Origin of the sequence: Sphingomonas sp. VDB2 (assembly GCF_047946695.1) — a bacterium.
GTDB lineage: Bacteria > Pseudomonadota > Alphaproteobacteria > Sphingomonadales > Sphingomonadaceae > Sphingobium > Sphingobium bisphenolicum.
This window is the reverse complement of the sequence record NZ_CP159615.1, coordinates 1904652-1921752: the sequence shown is the minus strand read 5'-3', so window position 1 is coordinate 1921752 and position 17101 is coordinate 1904652. Positions and strand designations below refer to the sequence as shown.

At 64.4% G+C, this 17101-nt stretch carries 21 protein-coding genes; 7 read left to right on the top strand and 14 right to left on the bottom strand.

Features of this window, described 5'->3' with window-relative positions; translation table 11 throughout:
• The first annotated feature begins 112 nt into the window (after positions 1-112).
• From ABT375_RS09495 to ABT375_RS09475, 5 genes are all read left to right on the top strand, one after another.
• Positions 113-1330 (top strand): argininosuccinate synthase, encoded by a 1218-nt coding sequence (locus ABT375_RS09495; protein ID WP_416462265.1) that lies wholly within the window; start codon positions 113-115, stop codon positions 1328-1330.
• 65 nt (positions 1331-1395) lie between these two features.
• Positions 1396-2049: a methyl-accepting chemotaxis protein gene (locus ABT375_RS09490; protein WP_416462264.1), complete on the top strand. Its 654-nt coding sequence runs from the start codon at positions 1396-1398 to the stop codon at positions 2047-2049.
• Between the two features lie 132 nt (positions 2050-2181).
• On the top strand, positions 2182-2814 hold the full coding sequence (locus ABT375_RS09485; protein WP_416462263.1) for an EF-hand domain-containing protein: 633 nt from the start codon (positions 2182-2184) through the stop codon (positions 2812-2814).
• A gap of 152 nt (positions 2815-2966) precedes the next feature.
• Entirely contained in the window at positions 2967-3686 is a 720-nt protein-coding gene (locus ABT375_RS09480) for a response regulator (protein ID WP_261936232.1), read from the top strand.
• 10 nt (positions 3687-3696) lie between these two features.
• Positions 3697-5058, top strand: coding sequence for an ATP-binding protein (locus tag ABT375_RS09475; RefSeq protein WP_416462262.1), 1362 nt, complete (start codon positions 3697-3699; stop codon positions 5056-5058).
• A gap of 268 nt (positions 5059-5326) precedes the next feature.
• On the opposite strand, the gene ABT375_RS09470 is transcribed toward ABT375_RS09475, so the two are convergent.
• The 14 genes from ABT375_RS09470 to ABT375_RS09405 all read right to left on the bottom strand — a co-directional run bounded on the left by ABT375_RS09470 (position 5327) and on the right by ABT375_RS09405 (position 15924).
• Positions 5327-6376: a flagellar motor protein MotB gene (locus ABT375_RS09470; RefSeq protein ID WP_416462261.1), complete on the bottom strand. Its 1050-nt coding sequence runs from the start codon at positions 6374-6376 to the stop codon at positions 5327-5329.
• 3 nt (positions 6377-6379) lie between these two features.
• Entirely contained in the window at positions 6380-7243 is an 864-nt protein-coding gene (gene motA / locus ABT375_RS09465; RefSeq protein ID WP_150424969.1) for a flagellar motor stator protein MotA, read from the bottom strand.
• Positions 7244-7368: 125 nt separating this feature from the next.
• A complete protein-coding gene (locus ABT375_RS09460) occupies positions 7369-8214 on the bottom strand; it encodes a flagellin (protein ID WP_224550501.1) in 846 nt (281 codons plus the stop codon).
• Positions 8215-8229: 15 nt separating this feature from the next.
• A complete protein-coding gene (gene flgK / locus ABT375_RS09455) occupies positions 8230-9564 on the bottom strand; it encodes a flagellar hook-associated protein FlgK (RefSeq protein WP_416462260.1) in 1335 nt (444 codons plus the stop codon).
• On the bottom strand, positions 9561-9896 hold the full coding sequence (locus ABT375_RS09450) for a rod-binding protein (RefSeq protein WP_416462259.1): 336 nt from the start codon (positions 9894-9896) through the stop codon (positions 9561-9563). Before ABT375_RS09450 ends, flgK begins: the two co-directional genes overlap by 4 nt.
• Positions 9896-11008 (bottom strand): flagellar basal body P-ring protein FlgI, encoded by a 1113-nt coding sequence (locus tag ABT375_RS09445; RefSeq protein WP_261936235.1) that lies wholly within the window; start codon positions 11006-11008, stop codon positions 9896-9898. Before ABT375_RS09445 ends, ABT375_RS09450 begins: the two co-directional genes overlap by 1 nt.
• Positions 11009-11025: 17 nt before the next feature.
• Entirely contained in the window at positions 11026-11709 is a 684-nt protein-coding gene (locus ABT375_RS09440; protein ID WP_416464872.1) for a flagellar basal body L-ring protein FlgH, read from the bottom strand.
• 9 nt (positions 11710-11718) lie between these two features.
• Entirely contained in the window at positions 11719-12507 is a 789-nt protein-coding gene (gene flgG, locus ABT375_RS09435; protein ID WP_224550505.1) for a flagellar basal-body rod protein FlgG, read from the bottom strand.
• A 69-nt stretch (positions 12508-12576) separates the two neighbouring features.
• Complete coding sequence (gene flgF / locus ABT375_RS09430; RefSeq protein WP_224550506.1) at positions 12577-13320, bottom strand: flagellar basal-body rod protein FlgF; 744 nt, start codon at positions 13318-13320, stop codon at positions 12577-12579.
• 18 nt (positions 13321-13338) lie between these two features.
• Positions 13339-14181, bottom strand: coding sequence for a flagellar hook-basal body complex protein (locus ABT375_RS09425; RefSeq protein ID WP_416462258.1), 843 nt, complete (start codon positions 14179-14181; stop codon positions 13339-13341).
• A 45-nt stretch (positions 14182-14226) separates the two neighbouring features.
• Positions 14227-14883, bottom strand: coding sequence for a flagellar hook assembly protein FlgD (locus tag ABT375_RS09420; protein WP_224550508.1), 657 nt, complete (start codon positions 14881-14883; stop codon positions 14227-14229).
• On the bottom strand, positions 14880-15290 hold the full coding sequence (gene flgC / locus ABT375_RS09415) for a flagellar basal body rod protein FlgC (RefSeq protein ID WP_416462257.1): 411 nt from the start codon (positions 15288-15290) through the stop codon (positions 14880-14882). The genes ABT375_RS09420 and flgC overlap by 4 nt, the downstream gene beginning before the upstream one ends.
• A gap of 2 nt (positions 15291-15292) precedes the next feature.
• The gene (gene flgB / locus ABT375_RS09410; RefSeq protein ID WP_224550520.1) at positions 15293-15661 is read right to left on the bottom strand and encodes a flagellar basal body rod protein FlgB; all 369 of its coding nucleotides are present in this window, start codon (positions 15659-15661) and stop codon (positions 15293-15295) included.
• Between the two features lie 2 nt (positions 15662-15663).
• Positions 15664-15924 carry a hypothetical protein gene (locus ABT375_RS09405; RefSeq protein ID WP_416462256.1) on the bottom strand — a complete coding sequence of 87 codons (261 nt, stop codon included), beginning with the start codon at positions 15922-15924 and terminating at the stop codon, positions 15664-15666.
• On the opposite strand from ABT375_RS09405, the gene ABT375_RS09400 reads away from it, so the two are divergent.
• Positions 15904-16572, top strand: a complete 669-nt coding sequence (locus ABT375_RS09400; protein ID WP_416462255.1) for a MotA/TolQ/ExbB proton channel family protein — start codon at positions 15904-15906, stop codon at positions 16570-16572. The two genes, ABT375_RS09405 and ABT375_RS09400, sit on opposite strands and share 21 nt — an antisense overlap.
• Positions 16569-17066, top strand: coding sequence for a flagellar motor protein MotB (locus ABT375_RS09395; RefSeq protein WP_416462254.1), 498 nt, complete (start codon positions 16569-16571; stop codon positions 17064-17066). The genes ABT375_RS09400 and ABT375_RS09395 overlap by 4 nt, the downstream gene beginning before the upstream one ends.
• The last annotated feature ends 35 nt before the right edge of the window (positions 17067-17101 follow it).

The following is a 17101-nucleotide window of genomic DNA, read 5'->3' as shown; positions in this document are numbered from 1 at the left end:
CAACCGGCTTTCCGTCCCTTTTCCTGTGCGGCTTTGGTTGCGCTTTGGCGGCTTGGCTGTTACCGGCGCGCCGGTCATTCCCGCGCCATTTTTGCAGAAGGCTCGCCCGCACATGTCCGACAAGATCAACCGTATCGTCCTTGCCTTTTCCGGTGGTCTCGACACCAGCGTGATCCTGAAATGGCTGCAACAGACCTATCAGTGCGAAGTGGTGACCTTCACCGCCGACCTGGGGCAGGGCGAGGAGCTGGAACCGGCCCGCGCCAAAGCGCGCCTGATGGGCGTCAAGGAAGAGCATATCTTCATCGACGACCTCCGCGAGGAATTCGTGAAGGACTATGTCTTCCCGATGATGCGCTCCAACGCGCTCTATGAAGGCCTCTATCTGCTCGGCACCTCGATCGCCCGGCCGCTGATCGCCAAGCGCCAGATCGAAATCGCCAAGCAGTTGGGCGCCGACGCGGTGTCGCATGGCGCGACCGGCAAGGGCAACGACCAGGTCCGCTTCGAACTGGGCTATTATGGCCTGGCCCCCGATATCAAGGTGATCGCACCATGGCGCGAATGGGATCTGACCAGCCGCACCAAGCTGATCGAATTCGCCGAAAAGCACCAAATTCCGATTCCCCGCGACAAGCGTGGCGAAAGCCCCTTCTCGACCGATGCGAACATGCTGCACACCTCGTCGGAAGGTAAGGTTCTGGAAGATCCGTGGGAAGAAACCCCGGATTACGTCTATTCGCGCACGGTGAACCCGGAAGACGCGCCCGACGCGCCCGAATATATCACCATCGATTTCGAACGCGGCGACGGCGTGGCGATCAATGGCGTCGGCATGTCGCCCGCTACCCTGCTCGAAACGCTGAACGACTATGGCCGCAAGCATGGCATCGGTCGCCTCGACCTGGTCGAGAACCGCTTCGTCGGCATGAAGTCGCGCGGCATGTATGAAACGCCGGGCGGCACCATCTATCACCTCGCCCACCGCGGGATCGAGCAACTGACGCTCGACCGGGGCGCCGCGCATCTGAAGGATGAACTCGCGCCCAAATATGCCGAACTGATCTATAACGGCTTCTGGTTCTCGCCGGAGCGCGAAATGCTCCAGGCCGCGATCGACCATAGCCAGGAAAAGGTTACGGGCACCGTCCGCCTGAAGCTCTACAAGGGTGGGGTCTATGTCGTCGGCCGCAAGTCGCCTTACTCGCTCTACAGCGAAAAGGTCGTGACCTTCGAGGATGATGCAGGCGCCTATGACCAGCGCGACGCGGCGGGCTTCATCAAGCTGAACGCGCTGCGCTTGCGTCTGCTGGGCCGTCGCGATCGGTAATTCCGGACTAGGTTAGCGACAGTTTAACCTCTGCACGGCATAGCCCTCCATTATGGAGCTATGCCGTGCACGGACTTGAACTGGAAGCCGCCTCCGTCTGGCGGGCCATCGATCGATCGACGGCGATCATAACCTTTGATCGCGATGCCCGCGTGACCGGGGCCAATGATAATTTTCTGGCCCTTTTTGGCTATCGCTTCGATGATGTGCAGGGCCAGCATCATCGCATGTTCTGCGATCCTACTTATGCGCAGTCGCCCGATTATGCGGCATTCTGGGCCAATCTTCTGTCGGGCCGTTTCGACACCGGCGCCTATTGTCGGCTGGACGCGCAAGGTCGCCAGGTCTGGATCAGGGGCAGCTACAACCCCATCATCGGCCCGGATGGCATGCAGACCGGCGTCATAAAATTCGCCAACGACATCAGCCCCGAAATTCGCGCCGTCGCCGCGCGTGAAGAGGCGGAACAGCGCCTGCGCCAACAGGAAAGCGACCGCCGCGCCGTGGTCGAACATGTGCTGGGGGAAGTCGGCGGCATCGTTGACGCGATCGACGGCATTGCGCGCCAGACCAATTTGCTCGCGCTCAACGCCACGATCGAAGCCGCGCGGGCTGGTGACGCGGGCCGGGGCTTTTCCGTCGTAGCGGCGGAAGTGAAGAAACTGGCTGTCGATACCCAGGCCGCCACCGGTCGCGCCCGGGCCATCATCGGCTGCTGATCGCTCCCCGCCCGTTACAATTTACGACAAACTGACCGCCCGCATGACACAGATGCGGGACAAGTGCCTTCCATAAGCATCCTCAAGAACGGCGGACAGTCGTTCACCAGAGATGCAAAAAGGAAGACAGATATGCTCCGCACATTCTTCACCACCGTCGCCGCCGGATCGCTGTTCGTTGGCGGACTTGCCGCCACCCACCTTGCTTTCGCGCAACCCGGCCCCGATGGCGGTCGCGGCCCGCGCGGCGACATGATGGCGCAGGCCGACACGAACAAGGACGGCAAGATCAGCAAGGCGGAACTGACCGCCGCGCTCGAAGCCCGTTTCGCCAAGATGGACGTCGACAGGGACGGCCAGATTACGCAAAAGGATCGCGACCTTCGCCGCCAGCAGCGTCTGGACCAACGCTTCGCCACGCTGGACGCCGACCAGAACGGCCAGATCAGCAAGGCGGAATTTATCGCCGGTCATGAAGCCCGCGCCGACAAACGCGCAGAGGCGGGCAAGCGTGACGGGCGCGGCTGGGGCAAGGGCCACCACCGCGGTCCCGGTCGCGGCATGATGCGCGATGGCTTTGGCGGCGCGAACAAGGACGGCACGATCACCAAGGCTGAATTTATGGCCGGTCCGATCGCCATGTTCGACAAGGCCGACACGAACAAGGACGGCTTCGTCACCGCCGACGAAATGAAGGCCGCGCGCCAAGCGATGCGGGCGCAATGGCAGGACCGCAAGGGTCCGCCGCCCGCGCCCCAGAACTGATTGGCCCACTGATCCACCATCGGGCGGCGCAGGGCGTGGAGTTCCTCCCCTTACTCCCCGTCTTGCGCCGCCCGTCCTGGAAGGGCGAAGCCTCTCCCCCTTGCGCTTCGCTCTTCCAACCTTTCTCCAGCCATGACAGACAGACAGGCAGCATGAGCGACCGACCCCATCTCCTGCTCGTCGATGACGAGCGTTCGATCCGCGAACCGCTGGCCCAATATCTGGGCCGCAACGGCTTTCGCGTCACTGCCGTGGACAGCGCGTCCGAAGCGCGGCTGCGCCTCAACGCCAATGCGATCGACATGGTGATCCTGGACATCATGATGCCGGGCGAGGACGGCCTATCGCTCTGCCGCCACATCCGCGAGACGAGTGAAATTCCCGTCATCCTGCTGACTGCCCGCACCGAAGAGACGGACCGCATCGTGGGCCTCGAAATGGGCGCCGACGATTATGTGCTCAAGCCCTTTTCGCCGCGCGAACTGGTCGCCCGGATCAAGGTGATCTTCCGCCGCGTCGCCACCGGCGGCCAGCGCGTCACCGCGCCCGACGGCGCCAATTACAGCTTCGCCGGCTGGCTGCTCAAGACGCAGGAACGCACATTGGTCGATAGCGAGGGCGTGTCGCTGCCGCTCTCGACCGCTGAATATAATCTGATGCTCGCCTTCGCCACGCGCCCCAATTCGGTGCTCAGCCGCGACCAGTTGCTCGACATCACCCAGGGGCGGGAGGCGAATGCCTTCGACCGGGCGATCGACAACCAGATCAGCCGCCTGCGCAAGAAGATCGAGCCGGACCCGAAGAATCCCACGCTCATCAAGACCGTCTGGGGCGGCGGCTACACCCTGTCGGCAGAAGTCCGCAAACTGTGAAGCGGCCCACATGAAAAAGCTCCGTCTGTGGCCGCAAAGCCTGGTCGGTCAGGTCATCGCGCTGGTCGCGATCGCGCTGTTCGTGGCGCAGGCGATCAATTTCGGCCTGCTGCTGCGCGAACGGCAGCGGCTGGAACTGACCGGGCAGACCGCCCCCGCCGTCTATCGTGTCGTCGATGCGCTCGACAATCGGGCGGAACGCCGGGGCGATCGGGACCGGCAGCGTGAACGGATGCGTGCGCGCTTCGTGACCGGCGCGCCCTCGCTGCCCGGCCAGGCGCGTCCCGAGATCGAACGCCGCGCCACCGCCATGTTCGAGGATATTGGCCTGCGCATCCTGACCGTGCGTGTAGTCGAAACGAGCGAAGTCATGCCGATCCGGCGCTGGGAACGCATCCGGATGCGGGCAAACGGGGATGGACCGCACGACCATCGCGTCGGCCTCCTGACCCTCGCGGCCGAATATGAGCCGGGCAAGTGGGTCGTGGCGCAGGCCCGCACCGGCGGCGACCGGCCGCAGCGCTTTGGCGGCTGGCTGGTCGGCCAGACCCTGATCCTCTACGTCATCGTCCTGCTGCCCCTGCTCTGGATGGGGCGTCGCCTCGCGCGTCCGCTGAAACAGCTCACCGGCTCGGCCCGGCAATTCGCCCGCACCGGCGCGGCCGACGCGGTGGACGAACGCGGCCCCGGCGACGTGCGCGACCTCACCATGGCGTTCAACGCCATGCGGGCGCGCATCATCGCGATGCTGGACGAAAAGGACCGGATGCTGGGCGCGATCGGCCACGATCTGCGCACCCCGCTTGCCTCGCTGCGCGTGCGCACCGAATCAGTCGAGGACGACGCAGAGCGCGCGCGCATGTCCGAAACGATCGACGAGATGAACCGGATGCTGGAGGATATCCTCTCGCTCGCCCGCGCGGGGCGCAGCACGCAGGCCGCGCAGAAGGTCGATCTCGCTGCGCTGGCCGACGCGGTGGTGGAGGATTTCATCGAATTGGGATCGCCCGTCGATCTCGCCGACTGCGACCGCGCCGTCGCCTTCGTCCGCCCCCAGCAAATCCGTCGCGCGCTGCGCAACCTCATCGAGAATGCGATCGTCTATGGCGACTGCGCCCATGTGTCGGTGCTGCATGAAAACGGCACGATCCGTATCGCCGTTGCCGACGACGGGCCAGGTATTGCAGAAGATCGGATGGAAGAGATGCTCCAACCCTTCACCCGGCTGGAAGGCTCCCGCAATCGTGAAACCGGCGGATCGGGCCTGGGCCTCGCCCTGGTCCGCGCGATCATGGCCGAACATCAGGGCGAACTGCGTCTGGCGAACCGGCCCGAAGGCGGGCTGGAAGCGAGTTTGGTACTGCCGGCCTGACGGTCAGGGAAAGCCGCCGTTCCGCAAACCACCCTTTCCCGCCATCCAAAGACAAGCCGATCTCCCCACTTCCACGCGCCGCCTGTCCGGCATCCCGAAAACCGCTTTCCTACAGGATGAAGACAGCCCTAAGGGCCAGCCGATCTTTCATAGCGTGAAAACATGCCGAAACCGGCCCATTCCGCGGGCTCGGAGCCATGATGCGCATGTCCTATTCCATGAGTCACATGCAAGAAGTTAGGGAATATCCGCCCTAAGCGCCAAGCCCTCAATGCTTGCCCGGCTTGCTCGACGTCCCCGGCGCGGTGGGATTGATCAGCGCGGCGCCGCTGGGCAGGCCGGTGCCACCCATATCGAGCTTCTGCGCCTCTTCCTTCGCCACCCGCTGGGGATTGTCGCGTTCCTTGATCGCGGCCTTGGTTTCGGCGTCCTGGTCCGCGTCGTCGGCATCACTGCCGCCGCGGGTCCAGCCCAGGATGATCGACATGCGCCGGTTGCGCGGATCATAGGCGTCGTTCTTGATGAAGGGTTCGCGGTCTGCCACGCCTTCGATCCGCGCGAAGCGGGCGTTGCCGATGCCGCTGTCCGCCAAGGCCCGGCGCGTCAATTCGGCACGGCTGGACGACAGCATCCAGTTGTTCATGGTCCGGCCCGATGCATAGGGCAGGCCGTCGGTATGGCCGCGCACGATCAGCGGGTTGGGCATGGTCTGCAACACCGTCGCGACCTCGGAGATCAACGCGCGGGCCTGCGGCACCAGCCGATCCGTGCCCATCGCGAACATCGCGAAGTCCGCCTCGTCGATCAGGTCGATGCGCAGCCCTTCGCGGGTCTCGGTAAAGCGCACATTCTTGCGCAGCTTGCCCAGCCCCTTGCGCGTCATCCGCTCTTCCAGGGTCTTCTTGATCGATTCGAACTTTTGCCGATCCTGCGCGCGCGTCGCCTTGCCGCCCTGATCCTTGGTGCCGGTGGCGTCGCGCGGGATGGTGATCGACAGGTTGCCGATGCCGCCTGTGGTCGGGTAATTTTCCTTGCCCATCATGCTGTCGCCGCCCATCAGGCCGGTCGACCCGGCCGACGCCATCTTCAACTCGACCAGGGTGGGGGTGAAATAGTCGGCCAGCGCCTTGCGCTGTTTTTCGGTGGTTGCGCCCAGCAGCCACATCAGCAGGAAGAAGGCCATCATCGCCGTCACGAAGTCGGCATAGGCAACCTTCCAGGCGCCGCCATGATGGCCGCCATGCCCTTCGACGATGATCTTCTTGACGATGATCGGCCGCGGTTCCGGCTCGTTCGCGCCGCGCTTCTTTTCCGCCATGGCTTATTTGCCCCGCATACCGTCGAACACCTCGGCAAAGCCCGGCTGGTTGGCATGGGTCAGGCCCGACCGCGCGGCTTCGATCACCAGCGGCTGCGGATGGCCGTGCAGAGATGCGATGATGATCTGCTTGACGACATGATAGATCGCCCCGTCCGCCTCGATCACGCTGCGGCAGCGGTTGGCGAAGGGATTGACCATCCCATAGGCGAGCAGAATGCCCAGGAACGTGCCGACCAGCGCCGACCCGATCATCGCGCCCAATATGGCAGGCGGCTGGTCGATCGATCCCATCGTCTTCACCACGCCCAGAACCGCCGCGACGATGCCGAGCGCGGGGAGCGCGTCTGCCAGTCCTTGCAGATTGTCGGCCGGCTTGATCGCTTCATGGTGATGGGTTTTCAGAGCGTTATCCATCACGTCCTCGACCGCGTGCGGGTCGAGCGTACCGGACGAAATGACGACCAGACGCAGCGTATCGCTGATCAGGTGGACCAGCGCCTTGTCCTTCATCAGCTTGGGATATTCGGTGAAGATGGTGGAGCTGGACGGGTCTTCGATATGCGGTTCCAGCGCGACCGGCCCCTCGACCCGCAGCGTCTTCATCAGCTTGCTGACGAGGAAGATGCAGTCGAGGAAATCCTGCTTCTTGTACTTGGCGCCCTTGAAGACCTTGCCCAGACCACCGCCCAGCGCTTTTAAGTCCGCGCCGCTATTACCGATGACGAGCGCACCGACGGCCGCGCCGCCGATGATCAGCATTTCATGGGGCAGGGCGTGCAACACCGGACCGAGGTCGCCGCCGGTGAAGGCGAAGCCGCCAAACACCATGACGAGCAGAATGACGAGGCCGATGGCTGCGAACATGATTATCCCCGATTGACGCGCCCGGAGGCGGTAGCTTTTCGGCCTCGCGTGCGACGCCGTGTCCTTGTGGTTAATACGGACTGGTTAGCGTCCGGTTTAGGACCGCACCGCTTTTTACCGGGCGATCAACTGATCAGGTCGAACAGGGTCTTCTGGTTGATCCGGGCATAGGTCGATTGCGCCGCATCCAGCTGCAACAACTGCGCCTTCACATTGGCGATGACTTCCTGAAGATCCGTCGATTCCAGCCCCGCCCGTCGTTCGGTCAGGTCCAGGCCGATATTGGTCAGCCGCGTGCCCACCACCTCCAGCCGGTCACTGCGCACGCCCTGCTTGGCCTGCTCGACGGTGATATGACCCTGCGCCGACTTTACGCCCTCCAATGACGAAGCGATGGCCGTGTCGTCGCCACTTTGGATCGCTGCGATGCTCTGCCCCAATATGTCGTCGATGGACATCGGCGTACCGTTGACGTCGATGCCTTCGGACACTTCCTGTCTGGTGCCCACCACCGCCAGGTTGAGGCCCTTGCTGACCGGCACCAGCACGCTCTGTCCATCGTCGAAGACGGATACGCCCTGATAGTCCTTCTGGTTCAGCAGTTCGGTAATGGTGGTGCGGATGGTCGACATTTCCTCGACGATCGCGGCGCGGTTGGTTTCGTTGAGCGACCCGTTGCGGGCCGACGTCACCAATTCCTGGGCGCGCGTCAGCAGATTGTCGACTTCCGACAAATTCGCTTCGGCATTGCCCGAACGCGCGGTGCCATAGCTGATATTGGTCTGCCAGGCGGCTTGCTGCGCCTGGGCGCGGCCGATGTCGGACACCTGGACCCAGGCCAGCGCATTGTCGGACGGCTTGTTGAGCGTGACCCCGGTCGAGATCGCGGTCTGGCCGTCGACCAGATCCTGGGACAGTTTCTGCTGCCGGCGAATTTCGGCGAGCATGATCTTGTTGGTGATACCTACCATGGCTCAGTCCTTCGGTCAGATGATGTTCATGATAGAATCGATCGTCTCTTTGGCGATCTGCAGGATTTTGGCGGAAGCCGAATAGGCCTGCTGGATGCGCAGCAGGTCAGCGGCTTCCATGTCCAGGTCGACGCCGCTGACGGCTTCGCGCGCGGCGACCGACTGGTCGTTGCGACTCGTCGCGGTGTCATATTCCGCCTTGGTCGATGCCAGCAAAGTGGCCTGCGACGCGATCAGCGTCGTCCAATTCTGTTCGACGCTGCCATTGCCGCGCAGGGTGGAACTGACCGTCAGCAGATTGCCGTTGAGCGTGCCGTCGGTTGATTTCAGCGCCAGTTGGGTCGGATCGGTCACCAGTGCGGACAGCGTCGCCGCCGTCGTGCCGGCCAGCAATGCGCCGCCGGCCGCGCCGGCGTCGGTACGCCCCTGCGCGTGCCAGGCATTGACGTCGGTGACGAATTGCGCGGCCAGCGTATCCAGTGCGGTGCGCCGGTCGGCGACGGTGTCGGCGGCGGAAAACAGGCCGCCCAGCGTGCCGTTCGCAGGGGCGGCAAGGGCCGTGCCGTCCGCCAGGCTGAGCGACAATGTACCGTCGTCATTGGCGGCCATCGACAGGCTGGTCGCACTGTTGCCGCTGACCAGCGTCTGGCCGCCAAAGCTGATCTCCGCGCTGTCATGCGCGCCGAAGCTGATCGTGACGTTCAGATTTTCCGACAGCGTCTGCAAGGCCGAATCGCGGCTGTCGAGCAACTGGGCATAGGCCGATGTGCCGGGCTGGGCGCGCAACAGGCTGTTGTTGATGTCCGCCAGCGACGCCAGCGACTGGTTGATCGTGGCGACCGATGCCTGGCCCTCGGTCGCAATCCCGGCGGATACGGTCGCAAGATCCGCGCTGGTCTGGTTGAAGGACTGGGCGACGCGGCTGATGCTGTCGAGCGTGGTGACGCGCAGCGACGTGTCGCTGGGGCTGGCCGCCAGCTTCTCCATATTCTGGAACATGCCGGTCATCAGTTGCCCGATGCCGGTGCCTGTGTCGTTGAGCGCGGTTTCCGAATCGGTCAGCCAGCGCAGGCGCGACGTCGCGCTGCCCAGCGCCATGCCGGTGTTGCGGACCGACGCGTCGAGATAGGGGTCGGATGCGCGGTCGATGCCCGCGACTTGCGTGCCGCCGAAATTGGCGCGCGAGATATAGGTTGCCATCGTCGCGGTGGACGACCCCGATTCGATCGTCGTGACCGACCGGCGCGCATAGCCGCTGGTGCTGGCATTGGCGATATTTTCGGCGATCGCGGCCATCGCCGATCGATAGGCCTTCGTGCCCGAAGCGCCGATGATGAAGAGGTCGCTCATGCGCTTGTCGCCAGCGTGGGGCCATTAGGGGCGGTGGGTGACGGCGTGTCGCTCACCCGGTCGCCAAATTGCTTCAGCAGCAGTTCGGCGATGCCCATCGCGCCCTTGCTGGCCATCGCGTCTGCGGTGCGGGAATCGGCCATGTCGCGAAACTGCTGGGTCGCCGCCGAATCGTCGATGCCCTCGGCAAGGCTCGCCGATCGCATCGCGCCGATCATCTGGCGCAGGAAGACGGCCTCGAACTGCTGCGCCACCTTCTGCAGCGACGCCTTGTTCGATTGCCCGGCGCTGCCGCTGGTCGGGGCGGGGGAGGTTGTCGTCGCTACCTGCATCACAGCACCACCAGTTCGGCTTTCATTGCGCCCGCCTGTTTCAAGGCTTCGAGGATCGCGACCATGTCCGCCGGGGAAGCCCCGATCGCATTGACCGCCTTGACTATATCGGCCAGCGACGCCCCACCTTTAAAATTAATCATCGGTTTCTTCTGTTCGTCGATGCTGATGCTGGTCGATTGCTCCACCGCGGTCTGCCCCTGGCTGAAGGGAGCGGGCTGGGAAATGCGGGGACTTTCGTTGACGCTGACGGTCAATTTGCCATGCGCGACCGCGGCCGGATGGATTTTGACCGCGCCGTTGATGACGACGGTGCCGGTGCGCGCATTGACGATCACCTTGGCCGGCGCATCGGCGGGCGAAATCTCGATATTCTCGATCATGCCCATCATCATGATGCGGTCTTCGGCGCCGGGTGCGGCATCGATCGCGATCGATACGGCGTCCATCGCGCGGGCGCGGCGGTCGCCAAAGGCATGGTTGACGCCATCCGCGACGCGCAGCGCCGTGGTCAGGTCCGCTTCGGCCAGGTTGAAGGTCAGCGTCGGCGCGGTGTCGAACCCGGTCGCGACCGCGCGTTCCACCGTCGCGCCGCCGGGAATGCGCCCGGCCGACGGGATGTTGACCGACACCTGGCTGCCGTCCGCGCCGGATACGCCCAGACCGCCGACGGCCAGGTTGCCCTGCGCCATGCCGTAAATCTCGTTATCCGCACCGCGCAGCGGCGTCAGAATCAACGTCCCGCCGCGCAACGACTTGGCCTTGCCCAGCGCCGACACGGTGACGTCCAGCCGCTGGCCGGGCTTCGCAAAAGCGGGCAGGTCGGCGGTGACCAGAACGGCCGCGGCGTTCTTCAGCGCCGGATTGACGCCCTGCGGCAGGGTGAGGCCGAAGCGCGACACCACGCCTTTCATACCCTGCGTCGCATATTCGATGCTGTCGTCGCCGGTGCCGGCCAGACCCACGACGATGCCATAGCCTGTCAGCTGGTTGGGACGGACCCCCTGGAAGGTGCCCAGATCCTTGACCCGCTCGGCCTGGGCGGCGGGCGCGGCGACCAGCGCACACAGCGGCGCGAGGATCGGCAGGAGCAGGCGAAGCAGACGGAACATGGATTTGCCGCTTTCCATCAGAAGGGACTGATCGAGGAGAAGAAGCGCTGCAACCAGCCCTGACGGCTGGCATTGGCGATCTCGCCCTTGCCCTTGTATATAATCTTGGCGTCGGCGACGCGGGTCGATGCGATGCGGTTGTCGGGCGCGATATCGGCCTGACGTACGAGGCCGCTGATCTGGATGAATTCGTCGCCGCGATTGAGCGTCAGCGCCTTCTCCCCCTTCACCAGCATCGTGCCATTGGGGTAGGTCGCCGCGATCGTCACGGTGATTTCGCCGCTCAGCGCGTTGGACTGGCTGGCGTTGCCCTTGCCGGTGAAGCTGTTCTGGCCCCCGGCTGACACGTCGCTGGCGGAAAACAGCTTGGACAATATGCCGGTGCTCGGCGGCGTGATGCCGACCGATCCGTTGCGCGCCGTGTCCGCGCTCGTCGTCTTGCTCGCCTGCGTCCGTTCGACCAGCACGATGGTGATGATGTCGCCCACGCTGGTGGCGCGCGCGCCGCTGGTCAGCGGGGTATAGCCGGTCGACGCCTGGAAGATCGATCCGTTCGCCGGTGGGGCGGCGGGCTGGGCGATCACGGTCGGCGCGTAGAAATCGCGCTCGATGTCGCGCTTCTTCTGCTTGGCGGCGTCGGCGGGCGACGCGGCCAGCGCGATCAGCGACAGCGTGGCGATGGTGGCAAGGGTACGGCGCATCATCTGGCCTTAGATATTCTGGTTGACGTACTGGAGCATCTCATCGGTTGCCTTGATCATCTTGCTGTTGACCTCATAGGCGCGCTGGGTCTCGATCATGTCGACCAGCTCTTCCACGATGTTGACGTTCGACGTTTCCAGATAGCCCGACCGCATCAGGCCGCGGCCTTCCAGACCCGCGACGCCGACCTGCGGCGTGCCGCTGGCCGCGCTTTCGGTCAGCAGGTTGCCGCCGATGGAGGTCAGGCCCGCCGGGTTCATGAAGGTGGCGATTTCGATCTGGCCCAGCTGGCTCGGCGCGCTTTCGCCCTGAAGGGTGGCGGACACGGTGCCGTCATTGCCGATCGACACCGACGTCGCGCCCTGCGGCACGGTGATCTGCGGGATCAGCGGCAGGCCATCGCTGGTGACGACGGTGCCTTCGGCGGTGACGCTGAAATTCCCGGCGCGGGTATAGGCGGTCGAGCCGTCGGGCTGCTGCACCTGGAAATAGCCCGATCCTTCGATCGCGATATCCAGCACATTGTTGGTCTGGTTCAGCGTACCCTGGGTGTTGATCTTGCTCGTGCCCTGCAACGCGACGCCGGAGCCGAGATTGAGGCCGGTGGCGAATTTATTCTCGCTGTCCGAATTGGAACCGGCCTGGATGATCTGCTGATAGGCCAGCGTCTCGAAATCGGCGCGGTCCTTCTTGAAACCGGTCGTGTTGACGTTCGCCAGGTTGTTGGCGATCACGCGCATCTTCGTGTTCTGCGCGTCGAGGCCAGTGCGGGCGACATGAAGGGCGGCGTTGCTCATCGTTCATTTCTCCGTGGCGCATCCCCGAAGGGTGCTTATGCGTCAGTCACAGCAAGATGCGTGCCAAAATTAACCATCCAGCTTCATCAGCGACGCGCCGCCATCGTCCAACTGCTTGGCGGTGTCGATCATCTTCACCTGGGTTTCCCAAGCGCGGCTGGCCTCGATCATCTGGACCAGCGCCTGGGTCGCATTGACGTTCGATCCTTCGACCGACCCCGATGTGACGGTCGCCAGCGGATCGGACGGCAGGGCGCCGCCATTGACTTCGCGGAACAGGTCGTCGGTGCCCTTGGCGATGCTGGAGCCGGCGGCGTTGACCAGCTTGAGCTTGTCGACCTGCTGCGGATTGGCCGGATCACCGCCCTGGGGCACGCCCCAGATGCTGCCATCCTTGGCGATGGAGATGCTGTCCATCTGCGGCAGGGTGATGGGGCCGCCTTCGCCCAGCACCGGCAAGCCGTCGCCAGTGGTGAGCAGGCCGCTGTCGGTGACCTTCAGGTCGCCGCGACGCGTATAGGCTTCGCTACCGTCGGTGGCCTGAACGGCGAGCAGAGCATCGCCGTTCATCGCCACATCAAGCGGATTGCCGGTTTCGGTGACCGCGCCTTGCGCCATGTCGGCCGCGATCACCTGTTCCGACGCCTGCGCGCGGGTGTCGAAGGTGTCGCCCTTGATCCAGCGCGTCTCGGCATTGGCGATCTCGGCGCGAAAGCCGACGGTATTGACGTTCGCGAGATTGTTCGCGACCGCCGTCTGCCGCGCCATCGCGCCGCGCATCGCGGTAAGGGCCGTGTTGACGAGCCGATCCATGGGCTAAGCCTTCTGATCTTAGGTGCGCAGGTTGACGATGGTCGTGGTCAGCGTGTTCGCCGCCTCGATCGCCTTGCTGTTCGCCTGGAAATTACGCTGCGCCGCGATCAGGTTCACCAGTTCGTCGGTGATGTCGACGTTGGAGCGTTCCAGCATGCCGCTGTTCACCGCGCCGAACATGCCCTGATTGGCGGTGCCCAGGATCGGCGAGCCGCTGGCGACGGTCGATGTCCAGTGGGCGTCGCCCTCCTGCCGCAAACCTTCCTGGCTGTTGAAGGACGCCATGGCGACCTGACCCAGATAGACGGTGCTGCCATCGGCATACACGGCCGATACCATGCCCTTTTTGTCCACGCCCACGCTGGTCAGCTGCGCGCCGGTGGCCGTGCCGTCAAAGGTGTTGGGGATCTGTAGGTCGGTCAGGTCGGCCGGGGTCGCGCCAGTGGGGTCTACGGTCGTCGCGCCAGTGGTGGGATCGACAGCGAACACCTGGATGCGCGCGCCGGTCGTATCGACGGCATAGCGGTCGTCATCGACGGCGAAGGCGCCGTTGCGGGTGTAGCTGATATTGCCGTCTTCGCCCTTGACCGTGAAATAGCCTTCGCCGGTGATGGCGAGGTCGAGCGTCTTGTCGGTGGTTTCCAGCGTGCCCTGCGTGAACTGCTGGGCGACGCCCTGCACGCGTACGCCCTGGCCGGCAACCTGGCTGGTGGTCTGCATCGGAGCGGCGGCGAAGATGTCGCCGAACTGCGCCTTGCTCTTCTTGAACGCGATGCTGCTGACGTTGGCGACGTTGTTCGAGATGGTCGACAGGTCGGTCTGGGAGGCCTTGAGGCCCGAGAGGGAGATGTAGAAGGACATGGCGTTGCTCCTTGGGTGAAAAGGATGGGTGAAAAAGCGGTAGGTTTACATCAGGCTGATCGCGTCGGACGGGCTGTAGCTGCCGAGCGCGGTGATGAGTTTGGAGGACGAGCCGTCGGCGGGTGACTGGACCGCGGCGATGGTGGCCCAGGTCGCGACCTTGGTGGGGGTCGCGCCGTTGACCTTGACCTGCAGGGCGGAGGTGGCGACGGTTGCGCCCGTGTCATCCTTGCCGTCCCAATAGAAGGTCACGTCGCCCGCGGCCTGCGATCCCATGTCGATGGTCTTGACCACATTGCCGCTGCTATCGACCAGATCGATGGTCGCGCCTTCGGTGGCGGCGGGCAGGGTGATCTGGCCCGCATAGGTGCCGGATGCATCGGGCGCGGCGATATTGCTCTGCACCAGCATCGACTTGCCGATCCAGCTCGCCGCATCGCCCAGTCGCGTGCCGGTCAGCTCGCTCGCCAGGCTTTTGAGGGTCTGGTTCATTTCCGCGATGCCGGACGAATTGGTGATGGTCGCCATCTGCGACACCATCTGCGCGTTATCGACCGGTTCGAACGGGTCCTGATATTGCATCTGCGCGGTCAGCAGCGTCAGGAAGCTGGCCTGGCCCATCTCCGCGCTGCCGGTGCCGACGATGGCCTTGGGATTATAGACCGACAGGCCAGCGCTGTCGGTTGCGGTGGTCGTCGTCATTTGCCGATCCTTATGGTTTCGAGCATCAGGGATTTGGCGGTGTTGAGCACCTGCACATTATTCTGGTACATGCGGGCGGTCTCGATCATGTCGACCAGTTCGGCATTGCCATCCACCGCCGCTTCCCAGACATCGCCATTCGCGTCGGCCAGCGGGTGGTTGGGGTCGTGGCGCTTGGTCGGCTCGGCATTGGTGGTGACGACATTCTTGACCTTCACCGTCGATACGCCGGGCGTGTCGGTGACGGATTCGAATACCGGCTTGATCGCGCGATAGGCCTCGGCGGCGCTGCCGGTGACATTGCCGGCGTTCGCCATGTTGGACGCGGTGGCGTTCAGGCGCACAAGCTGCGCGCTCATGGCGCGGCCTGCAATGTCGAAGACGTTCATGGGCGGCGTATTGCTCATGCTCATTCTCCCTTCAGGGCGCGGTTGATGGTGTTGATGCGACCCTCCAGGAAGGACAGGGTCGTGCGATATTTGACCGCATTTTCGGCAAACAGCGTCTGTTCGGTGCTGAGTTCGACGGTGTTGCCGTCCAGGCTGGGCTGCAACGGCACGCGATAGCCCATGGCATCCTCGGCGGCCTGCGACACGTCGGTCGCGCTGCTGCCGGCCCGGGTGGTCGCTTCCTTCAGCGCGGACTCGAAATCGATGTCGCGCGCCTTGTAGCCCGGCGTGGAGGCGTTGGCGATGTTGGACGCGAGCAGCGACAGGCGTTGCGAACGCAGCGCCAGCGCCTTCCCATGTATCCCGAAGAGAGTGTCTTCCACCGACATTGTCATATTCGCTCTAAAAGTTTGTCGTCCCCCGCCGTTCTGACCCCTGATGGCGTCTCCTGCGGGTGATCCAGCCTGAGATCAGCAAGAGCCGTGCCAATTTGCGTGGGTGACGCATCGGCCGCACGGACAATCGTAGAAAACCAGGCTTTTCGCGGGATAGGCGGCAAGGGCGGCAAATTTTTGCCGGTCGGCGGCAGGGCGTTGCCGCCGTCGGACGAGACGACAAGGAATGGGCGCTCATGATCGCGATTATCGGCCATTTGTTCGATCCATTGACCCTGGCGGCGATGTTGGGCGGGATCGCTTTGGTGGCGCTGTTCCAGAATGGCGTCGGGGCGATGGCGCGCGCCATGGCGGCGCTGCATCCGCTGATGACCGCTGACCCGGCGCGCGATCGCGACGCCGCGCGGGCGGCGATGTTGAAGATCGACCAGGTGGCGCAGCTCCGCGGCCTGTCCTGCACCGACCGGGTGAAAACCGCCAATGTCTTCCTGACCGAAGCCGCACGCAAGCTGGCAAACAGCGATCGCGCCGACATGTTCGAACTCTGGGCGGCGCAGGCGTTGGCCGACCGGGCGCAGCGCCATGGCGCGGTCCACAATGCGTGGTTGTCGATCGCGGACGCCGCGCCGGCGCTGGGCATGGCCGGCACGATCATCGGCCTCATTGGCATGTTCGCCGCCATGGATGATCCCGCCGCGCTTGGCCCCGCCATGGCGCTGGCGCTGCTCACCACCTTCTACGGCGTCGTCATCGCCAATATCATCGCCGCGCCGGTTGCTGCGCGCCTTGCCGACCTGTCGGAGCGCGAACTGGCCTGGCAGCGGGAAGTGGCGGACCGGATGCTGGCGATCGCGCGCCGCGAAAATGCGCCGGTGCGCCGCGCCACGATCCGCGAAGTCGCATGACCGTCCCGCCCGCCACAGCATCGGCCACCGCCGCCCGGCGCAATCGCTGGGCGGTCAGTTTTGCCGATCTGCTGCTCCTCCTCCTCGCCTTTTTCGTGCTGCTGCAGGCCAGCGGATCGCGACGCGACGCCATGCTGTCGCAGGTCAGCCAGCAATTTGGCGGACGGGCGATGCGGCAGGGCGTGGAATTGCGCGCCGCCGAGCTGTTCGTGCCGGGCGAAGCGCTGTTCAATGAGGCGGGGCGGGCGCAACTGGCTGCGGTCGCGCGCCGGTTCGCGCGCGAACCGGGCCGGGTGGAAATCCACAGCGACGGATCGGACCGGGGCCGCCAGCGCTTCGACGATTGGGATCTGGCCGCCGCCCGGCTGGGCGCAGTCGCCCGCGCGCTGCGGCTGGACGGCATCGCGCAGGATCGGCTGCTCATTCGCGGCCTCGACCAAGGCGATGGCAAGGCCGGGCAGGGGCAGCGCATCACCATCGCGCCGGGCCGTTAACGATATTTGGCACGGATATTGCTGAAATCCTGACA